Source organism: Vibrio mediterranei (assembly GCF_900088415.1).
Lineage (GTDB): Bacteria > Pseudomonadota > Gammaproteobacteria > Enterobacterales > Vibrionaceae > Vibrio > Vibrio mediterranei.
Map to the genome: position 1 here is coordinate 259496 of NZ_FLLQ01000004.1, position 20989 is coordinate 280484.

General features: G+C 45.0%; 19 protein-coding genes and 1 pseudogene. 6 read left to right on the forward strand and 14 right to left on the reverse strand.

What is annotated here, in order from left to right; all coding sequences use genetic code 11:
• Positions 1 to 55: 55 nt before the first annotated feature.
• Positions 56 to 922, reverse strand: coding sequence for a protease HtpX (gene htpX / locus VME0621_RS13675; protein WP_065311693.1), 867 nt, complete (start codon positions 920 to 922; stop codon positions 56 to 58).
• A gap of 388 nt (positions 923 to 1310) precedes the next feature.
• On the opposite strand from htpX, the gene VME0621_RS26830 reads away from it, so the two are divergent.
• Positions 1311 to 1478, forward strand: a complete 168-nt coding sequence (locus VME0621_RS26830) for a hypothetical protein (protein ID WP_006074074.1) — start codon at positions 1311 to 1313, stop codon at positions 1476 to 1478.
• Between the two features lie 54 nt (positions 1479 to 1532).
• On the opposite strand, the gene bioD is transcribed toward VME0621_RS26830, so the two are convergent.
• From bioD to bioB, 4 genes are read right to left on the reverse strand one after another with little or no spacing between them, the layout of a single operon-like run.
• A complete protein-coding gene (gene bioD, locus VME0621_RS13680) occupies positions 1533 to 2216 on the reverse strand; it encodes a dethiobiotin synthase (protein ID WP_006074073.1) in 684 nt (227 codons plus the stop codon).
• Positions 2213 to 3016 (reverse strand): malonyl-ACP O-methyltransferase BioC, encoded by an 804-nt coding sequence (bioC, locus tag VME0621_RS13685; protein ID WP_031494197.1) that lies wholly within the window; start codon positions 3014 to 3016, stop codon positions 2213 to 2215. The genes bioD and bioC overlap by 4 nt, the downstream gene beginning before the upstream one ends.
• Entirely contained in the window at positions 3017 to 4171 is a 1155-nt protein-coding gene (locus tag VME0621_RS13690; protein WP_062460330.1) for an 8-amino-7-oxononanoate synthase, read from the reverse strand. It abuts the gene before it with no gap.
• Positions 4155 to 5207, reverse strand: a complete 1053-nt coding sequence (gene bioB / locus VME0621_RS13695; RefSeq protein WP_006074067.1) for a biotin synthase BioB — start codon at positions 5205 to 5207, stop codon at positions 4155 to 4157. Before bioB ends, VME0621_RS13690 begins: the two co-directional genes overlap by 17 nt.
• A gap of 120 nt (positions 5208 to 5327) precedes the next feature.
• Here bioB and bioA point away from each other — a divergent pair, with 120 nt between their 5' ends.
• Positions 5328 to 6620: an adenosylmethionine--8-amino-7-oxononanoate transaminase gene (bioA, locus tag VME0621_RS13700; protein ID WP_062460331.1), complete on the forward strand. Its 1293-nt coding sequence runs from the start codon at positions 5328 to 5330 to the stop codon at positions 6618 to 6620.
• Between the two features lie 58 nt (positions 6621 to 6678).
• On the opposite strand, the gene VME0621_RS13705 is transcribed toward bioA, so the two are convergent.
• The 6 genes from VME0621_RS13705 to lrp all read right to left on the reverse strand — a co-directional run bounded on the left by VME0621_RS13705 (position 6679) and on the right by lrp (position 14349).
• Positions 6679 to 6945 carry a DksA/TraR family C4-type zinc finger protein gene (locus tag VME0621_RS13705; protein WP_006074064.1) on the reverse strand — a complete coding sequence of 89 codons (267 nt, stop codon included), beginning with the start codon at positions 6943 to 6945 and terminating at the stop codon, positions 6679 to 6681.
• Positions 6946 to 7160: 215 nt separating this feature from the next.
• The gene (gene serS / locus VME0621_RS13710) at positions 7161 to 8468 is read right to left on the reverse strand and encodes a serine--tRNA ligase (RefSeq protein ID WP_006074062.1); all 1308 of its coding nucleotides are present in this window, start codon (positions 8466 to 8468) and stop codon (positions 7161 to 7163) included.
• Positions 8469 to 8571: 103 nt separating this feature from the next.
• On the reverse strand, positions 8572 to 9861 hold the full coding sequence (locus VME0621_RS13715) for a replication-associated recombination protein A (RefSeq protein WP_216613685.1): 1290 nt from the start codon (positions 9859 to 9861) through the stop codon (positions 8572 to 8574).
• A gap of 68 nt (positions 9862 to 9929) precedes the next feature.
• Complete coding sequence (gene lolA / locus VME0621_RS13720) at positions 9930 to 10547, reverse strand: outer membrane lipoprotein periplasmic chaperone LolA (protein WP_062460335.1); 618 nt, start codon at positions 10545 to 10547, stop codon at positions 9930 to 9932.
• Positions 10548 to 10576: 29 nt separating this feature from the next.
• Positions 10577 to 13693 carry a DNA translocase FtsK gene (locus VME0621_RS13725; protein ID WP_062460337.1) on the reverse strand — a complete coding sequence of 1039 codons (3117 nt, stop codon included), beginning with the start codon at positions 13691 to 13693 and terminating at the stop codon, positions 10577 to 10579.
• Positions 13694 to 13854: 161 nt separating this feature from the next.
• Positions 13855 to 14349 (reverse strand): leucine-responsive transcriptional regulator Lrp, encoded by a 495-nt coding sequence (lrp, locus tag VME0621_RS13730; RefSeq protein WP_004734558.1) that lies wholly within the window; start codon positions 14347 to 14349, stop codon positions 13855 to 13857.
• A 156-nt stretch (positions 14350 to 14505) separates the two neighbouring features.
• Between lrp and ald the strand changes: the two genes are divergently transcribed.
• Positions 14506 to 15630, forward strand: coding sequence for an alanine dehydrogenase (ald, locus tag VME0621_RS13735; protein WP_006075567.1), 1125 nt, complete (start codon positions 14506 to 14508; stop codon positions 15628 to 15630).
• A gap of 67 nt (positions 15631 to 15697) precedes the next feature.
• Here ald and VME0621_RS13740 read toward each other — a convergent pair whose 3' ends face one another.
• Positions 15698 to 16897, reverse strand: a complete 1200-nt coding sequence (locus tag VME0621_RS13740) for a methyltransferase (RefSeq protein ID WP_062460339.1) — start codon at positions 16895 to 16897, stop codon at positions 15698 to 15700.
• A gap of 80 nt (positions 16898 to 16977) precedes the next feature.
• On the reverse strand, positions 16978 to 17952 hold the full coding sequence (cysB, locus tag VME0621_RS13745) for an HTH-type transcriptional regulator CysB (RefSeq protein ID WP_006075565.1): 975 nt from the start codon (positions 17950 to 17952) through the stop codon (positions 16978 to 16980).
• A 261-nt stretch (positions 17953 to 18213) separates the two neighbouring features.
• Between cysB and VME0621_RS13750 the strand changes: the two genes are divergently transcribed.
• The 3 genes and pseudogenes from VME0621_RS13750 to VME0621_RS13755 all read left to right on the forward strand — a co-directional run bounded on the left by VME0621_RS13750 (position 18214) and on the right by VME0621_RS13755 (position 20781).
• Positions 18214 to 18975, forward strand: a complete 762-nt coding sequence (locus VME0621_RS13750) for a hypothetical protein (RefSeq protein ID WP_006075564.1) — start codon at positions 18214 to 18216, stop codon at positions 18973 to 18975.
• Positions 18976 to 19038: 63 nt separating this feature from the next.
• Positions 19039 to 19188, forward strand: a pseudogene (gene miaE, locus VME0621_RS26170) (tRNA isopentenyl-2-thiomethyl-A-37 hydroxylase MiaE); the annotation flags it as partial.
• 63 nt (positions 19189 to 19251) lie between these two features.
• Positions 19252 to 20781 carry a recombinase family protein gene (locus tag VME0621_RS13755; RefSeq protein ID WP_062460340.1) on the forward strand — a complete coding sequence of 510 codons (1530 nt, stop codon included), beginning with the start codon at positions 19252 to 19254 and terminating at the stop codon, positions 20779 to 20781.
• Positions 20782 to 20800: 19 nt separating this feature from the next.
• On the opposite strand, the gene VME0621_RS26605 is transcribed toward VME0621_RS13755, so the two are convergent.
• On the reverse strand, positions 20801 to 20968 hold the full coding sequence (locus VME0621_RS26605) for a hypothetical protein (protein WP_156750271.1): 168 nt from the start codon (positions 20966 to 20968) through the stop codon (positions 20801 to 20803).
• Between the last annotated feature and the right edge of the window lie 21 nt (positions 20969 to 20989).

Genomic DNA, 20989 nt, shown 5'->3' on the forward strand with positions numbered 1-20989 from the left:
ATCAAAAAAAAAGCTTGGAAATTTTTCCAAGCTTTTTAACAAGTTCTAAGAATTATTACTGCTGATTTCGTAACGCATCAATACGCTTTTCTAAAGGCGGGTGGCTCATTAGAAGTTCGGTCATCGATCGCTTACCGTTGATACCAAATGCCATCATTGAACCTTCAAGATGAGACTCTTGGCTCATTTTCAATCTTTCTAATGCTGCAATCATCTTCTGCTTGCCAACAAGACTTGCCGCATCCGCATGGAACTCACGATGGCGGCTATACCACATAGTGATAAAGCTCGCTAGGAAGCCAAACACCAGTTCAAGCACCATAGAAACACCGAAGTACACCATCATGTTAGTGCCGCCTTCGCCTTCATCGCTGTTATTGTTTGACGCAACAATATTTGCAATAAAGCGAGACAGGAAGATAACGAACGTATTCACGACACCTTGCATTAGCGTCATAGTAACCATGTCGCCATTCGCGATATGACTAACTTCGTGGGCAAGTACCGCTTCTGCTTCGTCTCGTGTCATATTGTGTAGTAGGCCGCTAGATACAGCCACCAACGAGTCATCTCTCTTTGCACCCGTCGCAAATGCGTTTATATCTGGAGAATCATAAATCGCAACGGTTGGCATACCGATGCCCGCCTGCTGAGATTGTCGACCAACGGTTTCTAGTAACCAATGCTCTGTTTCATTACGAGGGCTTTCGATCACCATTCCACCAACTGAACGTAGCGCCATTTTCTTTGACATCATCAAAGAGATGAATGAACCGCCAAATCCAAATACTGCCGCCATGACTAATAAACCCGACAAACTGCCTGGTTGCATGCCAGTAACTGCATAGACAATGTTAAGAACAACACTTAACACTAGAACCACAGCAAGGTTAGTTGCTAGGAAGAGTAATACTCGCTTCATTCACATTTCTCCAAATTAAGAAGCTTGATTATGACGAAAATGCCATTTTGCTTATAGTTTTAGTCAAAGTTCTACGGCCCAAGTTTGAGATCCGTGTGGCATTTTTCGATTTCACTATATACATATAGTCTTAGATTTAAAAATCAAGGTTAAGCTTTAAATTGAAACAAACAGTTAATATCTTGATTACTTCATAAACTATAAGCCCATGAAATAACAGAAAAGCACATCAACTACCGACAATTGCAATTATACGCATATAAAATATGGAGCTAAGATTTCATTGTGATTGATGAAAAGGTCTTAGACTTTGGTCGTATTGTGAGTGATAAGTGTGCGAGTTAAAGTCCAGTGAGATTGAACACTCCATGTAGAAAAGGAAAATACCATGGTAGAGAACAACAACTTTCAGATGGCAATTGATTTGCTTTGCTGCCACCTCGGTATCAGCGAAGACGAAGCTCGTGAGCAACTAGGTATTCAAGACACTACTGAGCTAGACATTCATCTTATGGAAACTCAGTCTGCACTTATGGGCCTATCGGAAGATAAGTAACTTCCTACATGTTATCCAATTAAAAAGGGCTGTCATAATGACAGCCCTTTGCATTTATATGCTTTCGAGTACATCTAACTTGATATATTTGCCTAAGTCTCGCTTCTTACAGCCAGGAACGTAAGGCACCTCCCCTAACTTGGGTGCATCAATTTTGTTTTCTAGCATCTCTATAATTTCAGCGTAATGCTCCACACCAGGGTTTACGCGGTTAGCTACCCATCCGACTAATTCAAGACCATCCGCTTTAATCGCTTCAGCAGTAAGCATAGCGTGGCTCAAACAGCCCAATTTAATACCTACGACCAAGACAACTGGCAACTTTTCTTGTTGAACCCAAGTCGACAGACAATCGTCTTTCGAAACTGGTACGCGCCAACCACCAGCGCCTTCAACTAACACAAAGTCACTGTTTTCTTTATGCTGGTGTAAGGTTGTAGAGAGCTTGTCGTAACTAATTACTTCATCATCGGCTATCGCAGCAATATGCGGCGACGCAGGTAACGAAAGCGCATAAGGATTGACTAAGTCGTAGTCGATATCTTGATTCGCAGCCGCTTGAAGATGTAACGCATCTGAATTTCTCAGACCGTGTTCTGTAATTTCGCATCCTGCTGCGACAGGCTTATACCCTATCGTTGATTTTCCTTGTGCACCTACAGCACTTAATATCGCTTTTGATACAACGGTTTTCCCAACTTCAGTATCCGTACCGGCAATAAATAGTGCTTTCATCATAATGCAACTGACCCCAAACAAATTTGATAACTAGCAGGTAGCAACCCATCTTGGTTTGCGTATTTTTGATATTCCATTTCAAGTGCCTTGAGAGCCTGTTTACCAGTAAACCCTTTTGAGCGACCTTCTACGTGATTGGCTCCTATGCCTTTCAAGTCCTTCATCAAACCAAGTGCGGTGCGATACCACATAACCATTTCCGGCAAGTCTAGTTGATGGTCACGACATCCAGATTGCGCTAACGCAATTTTTACCTGATTCAACGTCGTAAAGTCGTTTACATGTTGATATGCATCAATTTTACCCCATGACCTCTTGAGTTCTTTAAGAGAGCCATCGACAAGAGATGAGAAGAATACAGCGCCTCCAGTTTTGGTCACGCGTTTCATCTCTCGCAGTGGTATCGACAAATCCGCACACCACTGTAATGCCAAGCTGGAGACTACATAGTCAAATTCAGCTGACGTAAAAGGTAGCTGCTCAGCGTCTGCCAATTGATAAGTCACATTTTCGATACCACAACGACGTTGAGCCTCTGCTAGCATCTCAGCAGAGAGATCAGCGCAGACCACGTTAGCGCCTCTGCGCAGTAACTGCTGCGCGCAGTATCCCGTTCCACAGCCAAGATCGAGCACTCGGCATCCAGATAAGTCATTGGGCAGTTTGTCCAGCAAACGGTCCGCCACTTTTCGTTGCAGTTCAGCATGCTGGTCATAATGCTCCGCAGCGCGTCCAAACGCTGCGGAAATTGCATCTTTATTTGGTAATGGAGTATGCAAATGAGCTAACACTTCGGTCATTTATCCTTCCTCCGAAAAACGTGTCAAATGGGTGGCAAGCATTAGCACATCTTGTTGCTGATGCGACGCAGAGAGAGTAATACGCAACCTTGCACTTTCTCTGGGTACCGTTGGAGGACGAATAGCCGTGGTCCACACACCTTTTTCTTTTAAAGAAGAACAAAGCGCTAAAGCGCGAGCTGAGTCACCGACAACCCAAGGCTTAATTGGCGTAGAGGTGGAAACATATTCTGGGCAATCGCTTAACAGCTCCTCAAACATGGTAGACAATTCCATCCATTTTTCTCTGCGCCAATGTTGCGTTTGAATCATTGACAGAGCCTTTAACAGAGCACGGGCATGAGCTGCTGAAAATGCCGTTGAATAAATGTAGTGACGAGCAAATTGGGTTAGATATTGGCCCATTTCTTCTGAGCAAAGTATTGCAGCACCATTAAGACCAAACGCTTTGCCAAACGTCACGACTAATATCTCTGGCTTGAGCTCACTGATCCCACAAGCTCCCAATCCATTGTCGCCAATTACCCCAATGCCATGAGCATCGTCGACCATCGACAACATACCGAGCGTTTGGCAAATTCCGACAAACGCTTCGATGTCGGATAGATCGCCATCCATACTAAACACACTTTCGGTGACCGCGAGTGTTGAACGCTCGGCTCTAGCCAATGACTCCAGATGGGCAAGATCGTTATGACGAAAGCGCTTCATATCTGCGCCACAAAGCATACCCGCTTCCATCAGTGAGGCATGATTGAGTCTATCTTGAAGTAACAAATCCCCCTTAGTTAATAGCGTGAGCAGCAGCGCTTGATTGGCAGCATAACCTGACGAAAAAAACAGTGCAGTATCAAAACCCAACCATTCAGTAAGCGCAGATTTCAATGACTCATGCTGTGTGGAATAACCCGTCACTAAAGGAGAGGCTCCACTACCCACTCCAAGCTCTGAGATGGCTTGCTGATAGCTGTCTTTTAGCTCAGAACTTGACGCTAGACCTAAGTAGTCATTGGAAGAGAAGTTAAGGAATGACTGACCGTCTTTATGAAAAACAGATTGATTCCCTGACTCCAATGTTTGGACAGAGCGAAGCAAGTTGCTCCGCTCCCTTTCCATTAGAGCATCCGAGATGCGCTGGTTAAACGCTCGCGTCATAGAACAAATCGTCTTTTGTTGGACGCGCAGCAACACGCTCTACTACTCTATCTAGTAACTCGCTTTCTTGGATTTCATCTGGCTTTTGCGATGTCTCTTCGCGATTAATACCCAACTTCTTAAACAATTGAAGATCGGTATCTTCATCTGGATTAGGGGTCGTCAGCAACTTACAACCATAGAACACTGAGTTTGCTCCGGCCATGAAACACAGGGCCTGCATTTGCTCATTCATGTTTTCTCGCCCAGCAGACAAGCGCACTGCTGACTTTGGCATCATAATACGGGCAATCGCAATTAGACGGATGAAGTCGAACGGTTCTACATCATCCACTTCTTCTAACGGCGTGCCTTTTACTTTGACCAACATATTGATAGGCACGCTTTCTGGTTGCACTGGTAAGTTGGCTAACTCCATCAGCAGACCGGCGCGGTCATTAGCACTCTCACCCATGCCAATAATGCCACCTGAGCAAATCTTCATACCAGCATCACGAACATGGCTAAGAGTGTCTAAGCGGTCTTGGTAAGTTCTTGTGGTAATGATGTTGCCGTAAAATTCAGGTGAGGTATCAAGGTTGTGGTTATAGTAGTCAAGTCCAGCCTCAGCTAAGTGACTTGCTTGATCTGGCGTTAGCATGCCTAAGGTCATACAGGTTTCTAAACCCATATCTTTCACGCCTTTAATCATATCAGTTAGCAAAGGCATATCGCGCTCTTTGGGGTTTTTCCATGCAGCCCCCATACAGAATCGCGTTGAGCCTGCATTTTTCGCTTTTTTAGCAGCATCTAGTACACGCTCCACTTCCATCAAGCGTTCAGATTCTACGTCTGTTTTATAACGTGCACTTTGGGGACAGTATTTACAGTCCTCTGGGCACGCACCGGTTTTAATCGACAGCAAAGTGCTAACTTGGACGTGATTTGTTTGTTGAAACTGCCTGTGCACCAATTGCGCCTCAAACAGCAGATCCATAAAGGGTTTGTTCATCAACGCTTGCACTTCGGCATGGGTCCAATCGTGTCGTACTTCCACTGGTTTATCCTTTGCTCACTTATAATTAGTCTTGGCTAGTGTACTGACAAGCGGTACACTGTCAACACCGACCACATCAACAAGTTTACACTTGGTTAATTTTCAATCAGAGCTTATTTCATGGATTTAGAGTTTGATAAACAGCATATCTGGCACCCTTACACTTCTACCCTTAACCCTTTAACTTGTTACCCCGTCATCTCTGCTAATGACGTACTTCTTAAACTAGAAAATGGCCTTGAACTCGTAGATGGCATGTCTTCTTGGTGGTCTGCGATACATGGGTATAACCACCCAAAGCTCAATCAAGCGTTGATTCAACAAAGTGAAAAGATGGCTCACGTCATGTTTGGTGGCATTACTCACCAACCGGCAATCGACGTCAGCAAACGGTTGTTAGCACTGGCACCTGATAATCTGGAACACATTTTCTTAGCTGACTCTGGTTCGGTCTCTGTTGAAGTAAGTCTAAAGATGGCTCTGCAATATTGGCATGCAAAGGGAGAGAGCCGACCTAAGCTCCTGACGTTAAGTCACGGTTATCATGGTGACACCTTTGCGGCTATGTCGGTAACCGATCCCAACAACTCGATGCACAGTTTGTATAAAGGGTTTCTTCCGGAGCATATTTTTGCGAAATCGCCAACGATCGGTTTTGACGAAGAGTGGGAAGAGGCTGATATTGCCGACTTTAAAGCAAAGATTGACCTACACCACCGCGAGATCGCTGCAGTAATCCTTGAACCTATTGTCCAAGGCGCTGGTGGGATGCGAATTTACCACCCCAAATTTCTTTCCCGAGTGCGTGAGCTTTGCGACCAATACGGTATTTTGCTGATTTTGGATGAAATCGCTACGGGCTTTGGAAGAACAGGAAAACTGTTTGCTTGCGAGCACGCCAATGTCCAGCCAGACATTATGTGCGTTGGCAAAGCATTAACTGGCGGCTATATGACTTTGTCCGCTACACTCACGTCGAAGCATGTCGCTGATACTGTATGTGGCGGGGAAGCTGGCTGTTTTATGCACGGGCCTACTTTTATGGGGAACCCTTTAGCTTGCGCTGTTGCTTCAGCCAGCTTAGAACTCATTGCCAAGAACCACTGGCAGCAACAAGTCAGCAGTATCGAAGCACTGTTTGCTGAGCTGCTCCCTTCCTTAACTCGCCACCAACAAGTTGAGAACGTGCGTTGGCTTGGCGCAATTGGTGTGGTTGAAACCAAACACCCCGTAAATATGGAAGTGATTCAGAAGCATTTCGTCGAACAAGGGGTTTGGATTCGACCTTTCGGCAAGTTGATCTATATGATGCCACCTTACATAAGCCAGCCGGAACATATTGACGCCTTAGTTAAAGCGATTGATTTAGCGTTGGAAAATGAAGCTTGCTTCGTTGAATCAAGCGCAGGATAACGTGTACTGAAAAGCGGTTTGACGCTTGGTTTCAAACCGCTTTGTATATCGATGATAATTAACGTAGTTGGCTATCTTTACTCGCCCGACGATTAAACAACGCCTGACGTTGAGTTAAGTGCTCTAGCGATTGCTGACATTGAATACAAAATCTCACACCCTTTATCGCTATGCGTCTCGCTTCAGGAATTAACTCCCCACACTCATCACAATAAAGCGCACTTTCTCCGCGACTCGTCGCGCTTCTTACCCGTGAAATCTCATCGTCAATGGTATTTTGAATCTGTTGGCTGACACTATCGTCATTTGCCCACCCTACGGCCATATGCCCTCCTCAGTTAGGTCGAGAAATGAATACTTACCGTGGTAAGGCGGACATTATAACTATTGGGGTTAGGTTAATAATCAGTCGAAATTAGGAAAGACTATTACATTGTTGTAATAGTTAAATCAGACGTCGCATACCTACACAAGGGGAAAGTTGACTTCTAGATATAAAAAAGCCCAGCAATGCTGGGCTTAATAATTAGTAGGTTATCATTAACCGATATGTGTTGCGCCACTCATGTACTTTTGAAGCACAGCTGGAATCGCGATACGACCATCTGCTTCTTGGTTGTTCTCTAGGATAGCAACCATAGTACGGCCAACCGCTAGGCCAGAACCGTTTAGAGTGTGCACCAGCTCAGGCTTCTTCTCACCTTTGCGGCGGAAGCGAGCTTGCATGCGACGAGCTTGGAAGTCCCACATGTTTGAGCAAGAAGAGATCTCACGATACGTCTCTTGCGCAGGAACCCAAACTTCAAGATCGTAAGTTTTACGAGCACCGAAGCCCATATCACCAGTACAAAGTACCACTTTACGGTATGGAAGTTCTAGCAACTGAAGTACTTTCTCAGCATGACCTGTTAGCTCCTCAAGCGCGTTCATTGAATCTTCTGGCTTCGTGATTTGTACCAATTCAACTTTATCGAACTGGTGCATACGAATAAGACCACGAGTGTCACGACCATAAGAACCCGCTTCAGAGCGGAAACAAGGCGTGTGCGCCGTCATCTTAAGTGGCAAGTCCGCCTCTTCAGAAATAGTGTCACGAACTAAGTTCGTCACTGGCACTTCTGCTGTTGGAATAAGAGACAGTTTACGTGGCTCTTCATCGCTCGCTTTTTCAGTTAGTGGCTCAGTGTGGAAAAGATCTTTACCAAACTTAGGTAACTGACCAGTACCAAACAGGCTGTCCGCATTCACTAGATAAGGAACATACATTTCTGTATAGCCGTGTTCTTCCGTGTGAAGATCCAGCATAAACTGAGCGATTGCACGGTGAAGGCGAGCGAATTGGCCTTTCATAACGATAAAGCGTGCACCAGTAATCTTCGTTGCGCTAGCAAAGTCTAGACCATCACCCATCTCACCAAGATCAACGTGATCCTTAACTTCAAAGTCGTAAGACTTAGGCTCACCCCAACGTGAGATTTCTACGTTGTCGTTTTCATCTTTACCTTGAGGAACGTCGTCCGCTGGCAAGTTAGGAACAGACAGTGTGATGTCTTCAAGTTGAGCCATTACCGCAGTGAGCTCTTCTTTCTTCGCTTCAAGATCGCTACCTAGTGTACCGATCTGCTTTTTGATCTCTTCAGCGCCTTCTTTGTCGCCTGCAGCCATTTTCTGGCCGATCTGCTTGGAAATGGAGTTACGCGTGGATTGTAAATTCTCAACTTCTACTTGAATGGACTTACGTTGTTCTTCAAGTTTACGGATAGTCTCTACGTCTAGCTTAAAGCCGCGACGTGCTAATTTTTCAGCTGTTTCATCCAGCTCTGTACGAAGTAATTTAGAATCCAGCATTGCCAATCCTATGCTTTTTAGTTGTGAATACCTCTACAACTGATTACTTTCCAACCAGTTGTAGATATTGATTTGTTAACCGGATAAAGATAACTAAAAGCCACTACTTTTCATAGCGCTTTTGTGGGCTTTTTGCGTCTAAATCCGCCAGATAATCTAACTTTTCGCCAATTTTGGTTTCGAGACCACGATTTGTTGGCTGATAATAGCGAGTTCCTTCCATTTCGGGCGGAAGATATCGTTCACCAGCCGCATACGCACCCGGCTCGTCGTGAGCGTACCGATACTCTGCTCCATACCCCATATCTTTCATCAGTGAAGTCGGTGCATTTCTAAGATGATGCGGGACTTCATATTCTGGTAGGTTATGGGCGTCAGTTAAAGCCTGCTTCCACGCGGTATACACGGCGTTACTTTTTGGAGCGCATGCCAAATAGACAATCGCTTGAGCGATGGCCCTCTCACCCTCTGCGGGTCCGACACGAGTGAAACAGTCCCATGCAGAAAGTGCAACTTGCATCGCTCTAGGATCAGCGTTGCCTACATCCTCTGACGCAATGGCTAATAGTCGGCGTGCGATATAGAGAGGGTCACAACCCGCCGCTATCATGCGCGCAGACCAATATAGCGCCGCATCTGGGTTTGACCCCCTAATGGACTTATGTACCGCAGAAATCAAGTCGTACCAGATATCGCCTTTATTATCGAAGCGATTGACTTTCTCGCCTGCGACTTCCGCTAATAGAGCTAACGTAATGTCCTTCTCACCCTGTGCATTATCTTCGGCCATATCGTAGAGCAGCTCTAGGTAGTTCAGCGACATACGCGCATCGCCATTAACCAGCTCCGCTAAACGCTCCAGAACGTTGTCATGGAAATTTGCCGCGATAGTTCCCAAGCCTCGCTTTTCATCATCTCTTGCTTGCTCCAGTACCAATAAAATATCGGCTTTGTCCAAAGACGTCAGCTTGTAGACTCGAGCTCGAGACAATAGTGCATTGTTAAGCTCAAATGACGGGTTTTCGGTAGTCGCACCAATAAAGGTTACTGTGCCATCTTCAATATGAGGTAGAAACGCATCTTGCTGGCTTTTATTAAAACGATGGACCTCGTCCACAAACAGAATCGTTCGTTTACCAGCCAGCTTGTTCTCACGAGCTCTTTCGATAGCCGCACGGATATCTTTAACACCTGACGTCACTGCCGAGACTCTTTCTACCTCTGCATCCGCATAATTTGCAGCCACTTCAGCAAGCGTCGTTTTACCTGTACCTGGTGGGCCCCAGAGAATCATTGAGTGCAATTGACCCGCTTCAAGCGCACGTCGAAGCGGTTTTCCCACACCCAGAATGTGCTGCTGACCAATATATTGCTCAACATTTTCTGGGCGCATTCTAGCAGCAAGGGGACGAAAATCTTCGTCCCCTGAAAAGTCAAAACTGAAATTACTCACGCAATCTCCTAGTTCCTTTGGTCGTCCACTTCGACGCCATTAGGAATCACAAAGGTAAATCGATCGGCAGAAGGTTTGCCTACCTTAATGTTGTCAAACGCAAAGGTCCCTTTCTGACCATCTTGCTCAATAACATTAAAGCCATGCACAATACCTTTACTATCGATATTAATCTGGAACTGCCCTTGTGTTGAATCAACAGCAGTAGGAATCAGAGTAAATACATCGCCCTTTTGATTGACGTTGTAATTGTCCCAGTCACTGGCACGATTACGAGTCAATAATACAAACGGGGTTTGCTCGGTCGCTTGCTCCTGATTGTAAATACTGACTTGCTCAATGAATGGGCTGTAGTACCACAAGTTGTTGCCATCTGATACCAAGACATTTTCATCAGGCATGGTTGTCACCCAGCGGAACATGCTAGGACGTGATATTTCAACGTTGCCCTTGCCTTCCATCACGACCTCACCTTCAGGGCTAGTGACTTTTTGAGTGAAGGTAGCACTAAATCCATCGTTTAGCTGTAGTCTGTCGCTTAGCTCCTGCTGAGGCGTCGCAGTTGCTAGTGCAGAAAAACCTAGCGTGGAAAAGCTCAAAGCGGCGAGCGTTAACCATTTCTTCATGTAGTCTCCTCAGAGCTTATCAATCATCATTAATCTTTAGGTGGCGGCGGTGCGAGTACCTCGCGATTACCATTATGGCCTGGCGCACTAACAATGCCTTGCGCTTCAAGTTGCTCTACGATGCGAGCGGCACGGTTGTAGCCAATCTTAAATCGTCTTTGTACGCCTGATACCGAGCCTCGACGAGACTGAACAACATGCTCGACTACTTGGTCGAACAACGGATCCATCTCTTCGTCACCTTCCATTTTTTCACCTGGAAGTAGAGTTTCTGGTGATTGTTCACCGCTGGTAATCTCTTCAATGTAGTTAGGTTTACCACGAGCTTTCCAGTTATTCACCACCGCATGCACATCATCATCTGATGCAAATGCGCCGTGAACACGCGTGGTATGACTTGAACCAGGCGGCAAATACAACATGTCACCCATACCTAATAGCGATTCCGCGCCGCCTTGATCGAGAATGGTTCGTGAGTCTGTTTTTGTCGATACAGTAAAAGCCACACGTGTTGGGATGTTCGCCTTAATAAGACCAGTGATAACATCAACAGAAGGTCGCTGCGTCGCAAGAATAAGGTGTACACCTGCCGCACGTGCTTTTTGCGCCAAACGAGCAATCAATTCTTCAACCTTCTTGCCAACTACCATCATCAAGTCAGCAAATTCATCGACGATAACGACGATGTAAGGCAGTTTCTCGAGTAATGGCGGCTCAGGATCCATACTGTCCCCGGCTTGCCACAGTGGATCATGAATTGGATGCCCAGCTTCAGCAGCCATCTTAAGTTTGTCGTTAAAGCCTTTAATGTTACGCACGCCTAATGCCGACATTAACTTGTAGCGACGCTCCATTTCTCCTACACACCAACGTAGTGCATTTGAGGCGTCTTTCATATCCGTCACAACTTCAGATAACAGATGAGGGATACCCTCATAGACCGATAGCTCAAGCATTTTCGGGTCGATCATAATAAAGCGAACGTCTTCTGGTGTCGCTTTATATAGCATACTCAGAATCATAACGTTCACACCGACCGACTTACCCGAACCGGTTGTACCTGCCACCAGCACGTGAGGCATCTTCGACAAGTCTGCAACGACGGCATCACCTGCGATGTCTTGACCAAGCACGACTGTAGTAGGAGATTTCGCTTCAATGAACGCTTGACTGCCCACTACGTCAGAGAAGAAGACAGTTTGACGAGACATGTTCGGCAGCTCTAGTCCAACATATGGTTTACCAGGGATAACCTCCACCACACGAACTGCCATTGCTGACAGTGAACGCGCTAAGTCCATCGACAGACCTGAAATACGACTCACTTTAACGCCCGGAGCAAGATCAAGCTCAAAACGGGTTATCACTGGACCAGGGAAGATATCCACCACTTCGGCTTTTATCTTGTAGTCAGCCAATTTCGATTCAACCAAACGAGCGATGTTTTCTAATGCCTCGCGGTCAATAAAATTCTCACGCTTCTCTGGATGGTAAAGAAGTTCCAAGGTCGGCATTGGCTCTGCTGGCTTAGGAAGATTCTGCTCTTGCTGTACTAAGAACGGATTCATCTTAGCCACTTGTGCTTTTTGAGCATCTGCGACTAAGTTCTGGAACGCAGCGGAATCTGGGTCGACGGCTTCAGGTTCAGGCTCATTACTTTCTTGAGGCACTGAAGCATGCGACGCTTCCTCTTGCTCGAGCGCATCAATATCGAATGTAGGCTCTACATGGGTACGAGACGGTTCAACTTCAAGTTCCTCAAAATTCCCCAACTCGCTACTTGCTTTAGGCACCGGCTCTGATGGAGCAACGTTAGTCGCCTCATCAACACGATTTGTGTCCACCGATACAGCTTGCGTTGTCGGCTCACTCACTTCCCATGGCATGGTATCAATATTGACACTCTCAGTCGCAGTTTCAGCCTGTGCGGAGGTAGACGATAATGCTGCTCCAATGGCCGTAGAGGTTAGTGGTATAGAGGCATCCGATTCCGGCTCATCATTATCTTGTGCAGCAAAGTCATCACTAGAGCGCGCCGCCATCTCGAGTTCTTCGATAGTAGCGCCCAATTGACGAGTTCGTTCAACCTGAGGTTCGTTGCTGGTCTCAGAATGAACCGATGGCTGCTCTTGTACTGGGGCGTCAAATACAGGCGTGACAGGCTCAATAATCGGTGCTGCAGGATGATATTCTGGCTCTGGTTCAACTTCAGACTCAGGGATTGTCATCGTCGGCTCAATACGCTGTGTGTCCGTGTCTAGCTGTTGCCAATCCGAAGAGAACAGTGGGTCGAACTCTTCTTCTTTGTTTGATGCGGGTTGAGCCGCGACAGTGTTAACTGGTTCTGGTACATGGATGTTGTATTGTTTCTTCGCAACCGGCACCGTATCTACATTATCGGTTTCAGACTCATTCGCTTTTGCTGAGAAGTGTGGCATATCTTCAGCCGACTCTTCTCGCTCAGGCTGCGATAAAACAGGCTCATACACTTCTTCTTTGGTACCACGTGCTTTATTAACGACGTTGGAAGACATAGACAGCACAGAATCGCCAATCCATTCGACAATACTCAGCCATGAGACACCAGTTAGTAGCGTAAACCCAGCGCCCCAAAGAAATAATAGAACAATGGTTGTGCCAAGTACGTTAAGCGTAGGTAGAGAGAGGCTCGTCAGAACATCACCAATTACGCCGCCCGATGAAAAATACCAGATATCATCGAAGTTGATATCTGCAAGACCGCAACTGGTTAAGATGAGTATCACCAGACCGAGGATACGCGTTCCCCAGATCATCAAGTCAATTTCATCGTCTTCATCGCGATTGCGGAAAAAGACCCAGGCACTAAAAGCCACAATGAATGGTATTGGGTATGCCAAAGAGCCAAAGACAAAAAATAAGGTGTCCGCCAACCACGCTCCGACAATACCCCCTGCATTTTGAATGTCTCCTCCCCATGAGGTCTGTGACCATGAAGGATCAGCAGGGTTAAAGGTGAATAGCGCTACAGCGAGTAGAATGGACGTAAGCACAGCCAAGATAAAGCAACACTCTCTCAGCCGTTGAAATCCGTTTAGGCGAAGCGCGTCTTGCTCTTCGCTCGTCTTGATAATCGTTTCGACTCTTTTTTTGTCCTGTTTGAACATAACCAACATCTAATTATTGAAAACAGCCCGAGCGGCAAAAGCCGCTCGGTGTATTCATTGATTTAACCACATCAAGGATTAAAACCCAATCTAGGTAGAGAATAAAGCATGGATTTTCATTACTTTAGTCAGCTTCCTGTAAGACTTACTGTAACTACAGTTTAGCGGGTTTTAATCACAAGTTGGTTGGTTTGCTTCACTTCTTCCATTACAACGTAGGTACGAGTGTCATTGACGCCCGGTAGACGAAGTAAAGTATCCCCAAGAAGCTTACGATAAGCACCCATATCCGACACCCTTGTTTTCAAAAGATAGTCGAAATCACCAGAAACTAGGTGACACTCTTGAATGTCATCCAGCTTTTGTACTGCAGTATTAAACTGCTCGAACACATCCGGCGCACCACGGTTTAGTGTAATCTCCACGAAAACAAGTAGTGACGCATCTAAATATTGAGGGTTAAGAAGAGCAGTATAGCCCGTAATATATCCCTGTCTCTCAAGTCGACGTACACGCTCTAGACACGGAGTAGGAGAAAGTCCCACTCGTTTAGAGAGTTCGACGTTTGAGATTCGACCATCTTTCTGCAACTCATTTAGAATGTTGCGGTCAATTCGGTCTAGTTCCTTGGACGGCTTCTTATAGTTGTCTGCCATTTTTTATTCCACCTTGTTACTTCCTTGCAAAAAAATATACTACAACTCTGTAATATTCAGTATCAAATTTTGTTTATTAGCTTCTATACTAGTACGTAATTCGACAATAACACCCTACAAACAGTTAATACAACCACAATATAATGAGGAGTCAGGATGATAATTGGCGTACCTAAGGAAATTAAAAACCACGAATACCGTGTTGGTATGGTTCCAGCAAGCGTTCGAGAGCTAATCTCAAACGGCCACGATGTTTACGTTGAAACTAACGCTGGCGTTGGTATCGGTTTTTCAGACGATGATTACATCGCTGTAGGCGCATCCATTCTTCCTACCGCTGCTGACGTTTTCGCGAAAGCAGAGATGATTGTAAAGGTCAAAGAACCTCAAGCTGTCGAGCGTGCTATGTTACGCGAAGGACAAATATTATTCACTTATCTTCACCTAGCACCAGATTTTCCACAAACTGAAGAGCTAATCAAGAGCAAAGCTGTCTGCATTGCTTATGAGACTGTAACAGATAATATGGGTCGCTTGCCACTATTAGCACCAATGTCTGAAGTCGCTGGGCGAATGTCTATACAGGCTGGTGCACAAACACTCGAAAAGTCCAATGGTGGACGTGGTCTACTCCTAGGTGGCGTACCTGGTGTAGAACCAGCGAAGGTCGTCGTCGTTGGTGGTGGCGTAGTGGGTTCTAACGCTGCCCGCATGGCTGTAGGTATGCGTGCAGACGTCACAATCCTCGACCGCAATATTGATACATTACGCGTTTTGGACGAAGAATTCCAGGGTCGTGCAAAAGTCGTTTATTCTACTGAAGACGCTCTAGAGAAGCATGTTCTAGAAGCTGATCTTGTCATTGGCGCTGTTTTAGTACCTGGTGCTGCTGCACCTAAGCTAGTCACCAAAGAGCACATCGCTAAGATGAAGCCTGGTGCCGCAGTCGTTGACGTTGCTATCGACCAAGGTGGTTGTTTCGAGACATCGCACGCAACCACTCATGCAGACCCAACTTACATTGTTGATGATGTGGTTCACTACTGCGTAGCAAACATGCCTGGCGCGGTTGCACGTACATCAACTTTCGCTCTGAATAACGCAACTCTGCCTTACATCATCAAATTGGCGAACAAAGGTTATCAACAAGCACTGACAGAAGACAAAGGCTTCCTAGATGGCTTGAACGTTATTCACGGTAAAGTGACTTGTAAAGAAGTAGCAGAGAGCTTCGATCTAGAATACGTCGAGCCAGCAACGGCTATTGCGATGTTTAACTAATCGCAAATCTATTTTGAACGTTATGTTCTAAACCTCAAAAGTTAAAAACGGGCGTCATGCCCGTTTTTTAATACGCTCTCTTCGCGTGAATCAGAATATTTCTTGGTGTCACACTGGGTTCACAAAATGTACTGAGCCCCACATTATACCCCTGCTCTTGTAAGTATAAGGCTTTGTCCAAAGCCAGCCACACTTCCAATGGTCGTCTGAAAACGCCTTGTACTACGCTTAATGCTTCCATTTGCCGATATCGTTGGTGACCCATTTGTTCAAAATGGCCAAAATCAACATCAGGTAAGTCGAGTTGCTTATTATTAGCCGCCCATTTGCACAATGCTTTAAAACCACTCGATAGCTGCGATTTTTTTATACTCGGTATAGGTAAGTAGCCTTCACTTAACTTATGACTCTGGCATAAAGCATCAAAGCCTAAACGAAACACCATCTCTTGTTCACGATGACGACGAACACGCTCTCCTCCTGTCACAGTTTCTTGAAGTGGGATTCGCAACTCATGTTTACTTAGTGACAGTTTTGCGGCCTTCCCCTCTTTGGACAATGGCGAGTAATTCTCTCCTTGGATAAGGTGATAACAACACGGTGATATCGTCAGTGCGGATAAATGCTGCTCTACGGTATGTTTAATAAGAGTAACGTGTAGATCGCCACATGCATGAAGCGCAACAGCATGTTGAGTTGGCTTAAAGACCAATTTAGATTGCGGAGAAAAAGCATCGCCTTGAACAAACCGCATGGGTAACGCGCGTTTATCGGCTTCTTCCTGCCCTGCTTTACAAAGTGCTAATTGAAACTCAAAGCTTGTAACGGACTGCTTCGACTCTGAAGCCAATAACCGCCCTAAAAATCCTTTCCCTGAGCACCACTCTAGCCATTCATTACCAGCATGGTCATTCAAACACGCCGTTGTCATCTGCTTTATTTGTTCTAGTTTACGGCCAGGAATCCCGGCATCGAGACCTCTTGGCAACACAAGCTCCTCTGCCGAATGCATTGAGCTGAGTTCAATTGCGATATGAGCAGTTCGAACATCGGAAATATACGGCTCTAACGCTTCAATGGCGCACTCAGTCGATGATTTGAGTTCCAGTATCTCTTGCGGGGACAGTGTTTGGAGCCATTCAAACAATTGAGGCGCTGACTCTCGCCATAATACTTGTTCAGAGATCACTTGATGAAAAGGATCATGGCGCCAATAGTTTTGATGACGAAGAAGAAATGAAGTGATGTCTGCAAACGACTGATGCATTTGCGTCCCCCTATTCCCGGTGCAATGCGTTAATCGCACCGATTGTAGGAGGAAGTGTTCAACAACGAAAGGAGTTTATGCTATCGAACGGGTAAGTCGATATCTTTAAACATCTCTTCAATCTCCACATTGGACTTGAGAGAGATGGCTTGTTCAACAACTGGGCGAGTCAAATGAGGAGCAAAACGCTCCATGAAATCATACATATACGAACGCAGGAACGTGCCTTTTCTAAAGCCAATACTGGTAGTACTAGCACCAAATATATGGCTTGCATCAATGGCGACAAGATCGGTGTCTTGCGATTCATCCATGGCCATACTAGCAATAACACCTACACCAATCCCCATTCTTACATACGTTTTAATGACATCAGCATCAGTTGCAGTAAAGACTACTTTAGGCGTCAATCCAACCTTGTTAAAAGCAGTATCAAGCTCTGAACGACCCGTAAAGCCAAATACATATGTTACCAATGAATACGCAGCTAAATCTTCAATGGTGATCTGTGGTTTCAGTGCCAAAGGATGGTCTTTTGGTACCACGATAGAGCGATTCCAGTGGTAGCAAGGCAACATGATGGCGTCCTGATAAAGATGCAATGCCTCTGTCGCGATAGCAAAGTTAGCGGTGCCTTTGGCAATCGCCTCTGACATTTGTGACGGTGTACCTTGGTGCATGTGCAGAGACACTTTAGGATAACGAGCCGTAAATCCTTTAATGACCTCAGGAAGCGCATAGCGAGCTTGCGTATGGGTAGTCGAGATATTAAGTGTTCCCATTTCAGGGTGAGTATGCTCACCGGCAACCGCTTTAATACTCTCAACTCGAGAAAGGATTTCTTGAGAGATACGAATGATGTCTTCACCAGCCGTAGTGACTTGCGTAAGATGTTTGCCACTGCGCTCAAAAATCTGAATACCTAACTCGTCTTCTAGTAAGCGAACCTGCTTACTAATACCCGGTTGAGAGGTATAAAGACTCTCTGCCGTGGCAGACACATTCAGGTTATGGTTCACTACTTCGACAATGTATTTTAACTGCTGTAACTTCATCGGCTTCTCATCATCCCTGTTGATATTGCATTGAGCCCATCACAACTCAAAACAAGCATATAATTATTAGTTATAACGAATTACTAGAAAGATTAACAGTTTTTTTGACTACAAAATGCTCATTTGCATTTTTGCTGGATGAAAAGCTATCGAATTCCTTGCTTTATGACCGAATCGACAACTTAGCAGTGTTGATGCTTTTGTCTTTGGTGTATCCTGTTTATCGAATTGTAGGGAAACTCATTGTAGATACAAAACGTTATGAATATTGGTTTAATCATCGCACTGGTTGCACTGTTGCTTGTCCTGATCCTTGGGTACAACATCATGCTACAGTACAAATTAAAGGCGGAAGCGACACGACGTCAAGAATCCGCTCGCTACGTAGCCTTAATTGATGCTACTGAAGAACTGATAAGCGGTGCTAGTTACCTTCCTTACAGCAAGGAATTGATGCTGTGCCTTCATAATCGCATTCTCGATGCTCTAATGAACATGTATGAGCTCGATCCTAAGAATAAACACCTTGCCCAAAGAGTTGAGTCTGCCAAAGGTCAAGTTCAGCAGATTCAAGACAGTTATGAAGGTAACGACGCTACATCGTTTAAAGTACCAACGAGCGATAAGCAAGCCATTATCATGCTTAAACTGGTTAAACGCCTACGAGACACTGTTCGCACTGAACACAATAAAGGCCGGATGGATACACAGTCGTATATGGTTGAGAATGCTCGACTCGAAACTATTCAGATTCGAATCAATATCGAAAATGTGGTTAAACGCGCTCACGAATCTATCGCAAAAGGTCAACCAGGTACCGCCGCTCAACTGCTTAAAAAGGGCATTGATGCGCTAAGCACAAAAAATGACAACTACTCGATGCAAGCCAAAGAGAAGCTGTCTGAAATGCTAGAGCAACTTCAAAATAGCCGACAAGCTAAAGCCGAAGAAAAACAGCAACAAACCAATAGGGAGCGTGATGACGACATCAACGCACTGTTTGGTGAAAAGAAAAAATGGTAATCTTTACCGGTTCATAAAAGGTCGCTTTGGCGGCCTTTTTCAATTAGCTCAACGAAAAGTATTATGATTACTTCATCTCAAATAGACGCGATTCTTTCTCCGATTAATCAGTTTCTACAATGTTCAACGCCTAACGAGTGGGTTGAAGAAGCAAAAAAGCCCGACAACCTACCTACCATACTTATCGACCACTTATTGTGTGAGCTAATAGCTTAGGTGTGCATATGATGGTAACCTCCTCATCAGTATTCCTCTTTTCTACGAAGTTAAGGCACTATGGGACAACGCAAACAAGCTATATCTTATCAACGATTTAGTAGTGATCGACAACGAAACAATAGCTCATTAGATCGCCAATCAGATTCAATAAAAAGCTGGTTAAAACAAAACCCCGACGTCGATCTCATCGATCAGTATGTTGATGAAGCAATGAGTGGGTGGAGTGGTAAGCATATTGAACAAGGTTCTTTAGGAAAACTCTTACAGGCAATAGAAGAAGGGATAGTACAGCCTGAAACATTAATATTGGTTGAGCATTTCTCGCGACTGTCTCGTCAAAACATAGACAAAACAGAAGAGCTACTTCGTAAAATCTGGCAACACGGAATAACCATTGTCACCATTCGCGATAATGGTCTGTATCCTCCTTCAACTATTAATGATATGCCATTGCGCATAAGGCTAATTGTTGAAATTGAACAGGCCTTCAAAGAGAGTGAGTGGCGTTCGGCAAAAGTAAAAGGTTCATATGTCAAACGGGAAAAAGACGCTAAAAATGGTCTAACACCTCGAATGAGAAGACCTTTCTGGCTAAATAAAGATGGTACTTTGAATGACCACCACGTGGTAATCAAAGATATCTTTAATTGGTATATGGAAGGTTTGGGGCAACAAAGGATCATTGTCAAACTAAAACAAAAATATCAATCGGTTCCATCAGTACAGAAGATGAATCCTTCAACTGTTATGAGATGGTTGGACTCTGACGTTGTCCGTGGGATGTGGCGAGGGTACAAAGTGTATGAAGCAGCCGTTGACGATACTTTATATTTCAATGTACAAACCGTACATAACTCTCGTTTGTATCACAACGTCAAACCTGATCGCAACTGGCCCCTTAGTGGACTTCTACAATGTGGTGTTTGTGGTCGAGGTATGTCCATACAAAAATCGAAAGGCTCTTTGCCTGTGATTCGTTGTAGCTCAAAACAGAGGGATAAGTCATGCCAACGTAAAACAACTTTCCCGTACGCTCTTGCGCACCTTTATATGTTCAACACGGTTAGAAAAAGAGCATCTCGTCTATATACACAGAAAACAGTCTCAAAAGAAAATGCTCTTAAATTAGGTCAAATTGACAATGATCTAGTCAAACTAAAAACACAACTCAAAGAAGAAAAACAACTATACGATGAAGCGTCATCAGAAGGTAAGAGTGGCCGATTAATACTTAAAATTATGCTCGAAACAGACGAAAGGATTCAAGATTTAGAGAGGGAAAGAGACTCAATTCAAAGTTCAATCAAGGCTAGCAATAACCTTTTCATCTCAGACGAAGCTAATAACCTCGTACTAACGCCACGAAATTTTAATCTTGAAATGCATAAGCTGGGGTTCAAAATTGTTGTTGGTGAGTACTCTCTCAACACAGAGGGACTCAGCGATAAAGCTCCTGAGTGGCAATATCTAGGATACAGTCGCAAGAAAAGAGCATATGAGTGGGAGGTACTAGGTAAAAAGTACTTTATGCCAACTGCAAGTTTCAATGAAGAAGTTTTGATGCTTGAAGACAAAGAGAAAATCTAATAGGTGCGGTGGGAAAAGGTCACGCTTCAACATCTGGTGTGTGGCACCTTTCGGCGCTCTCAGGCAATTGCTCATGAGGGGCTTGCGGCCCGAAATGACGTCCCGTTTCCGGTAAATCATCACTGTTTTCAATTACCGAATGTCGCCCCCCACCCCATCCAACAATCTGAATCAAGTAAACTGTCATCAGCGTAGCCTTCAAGAGCAG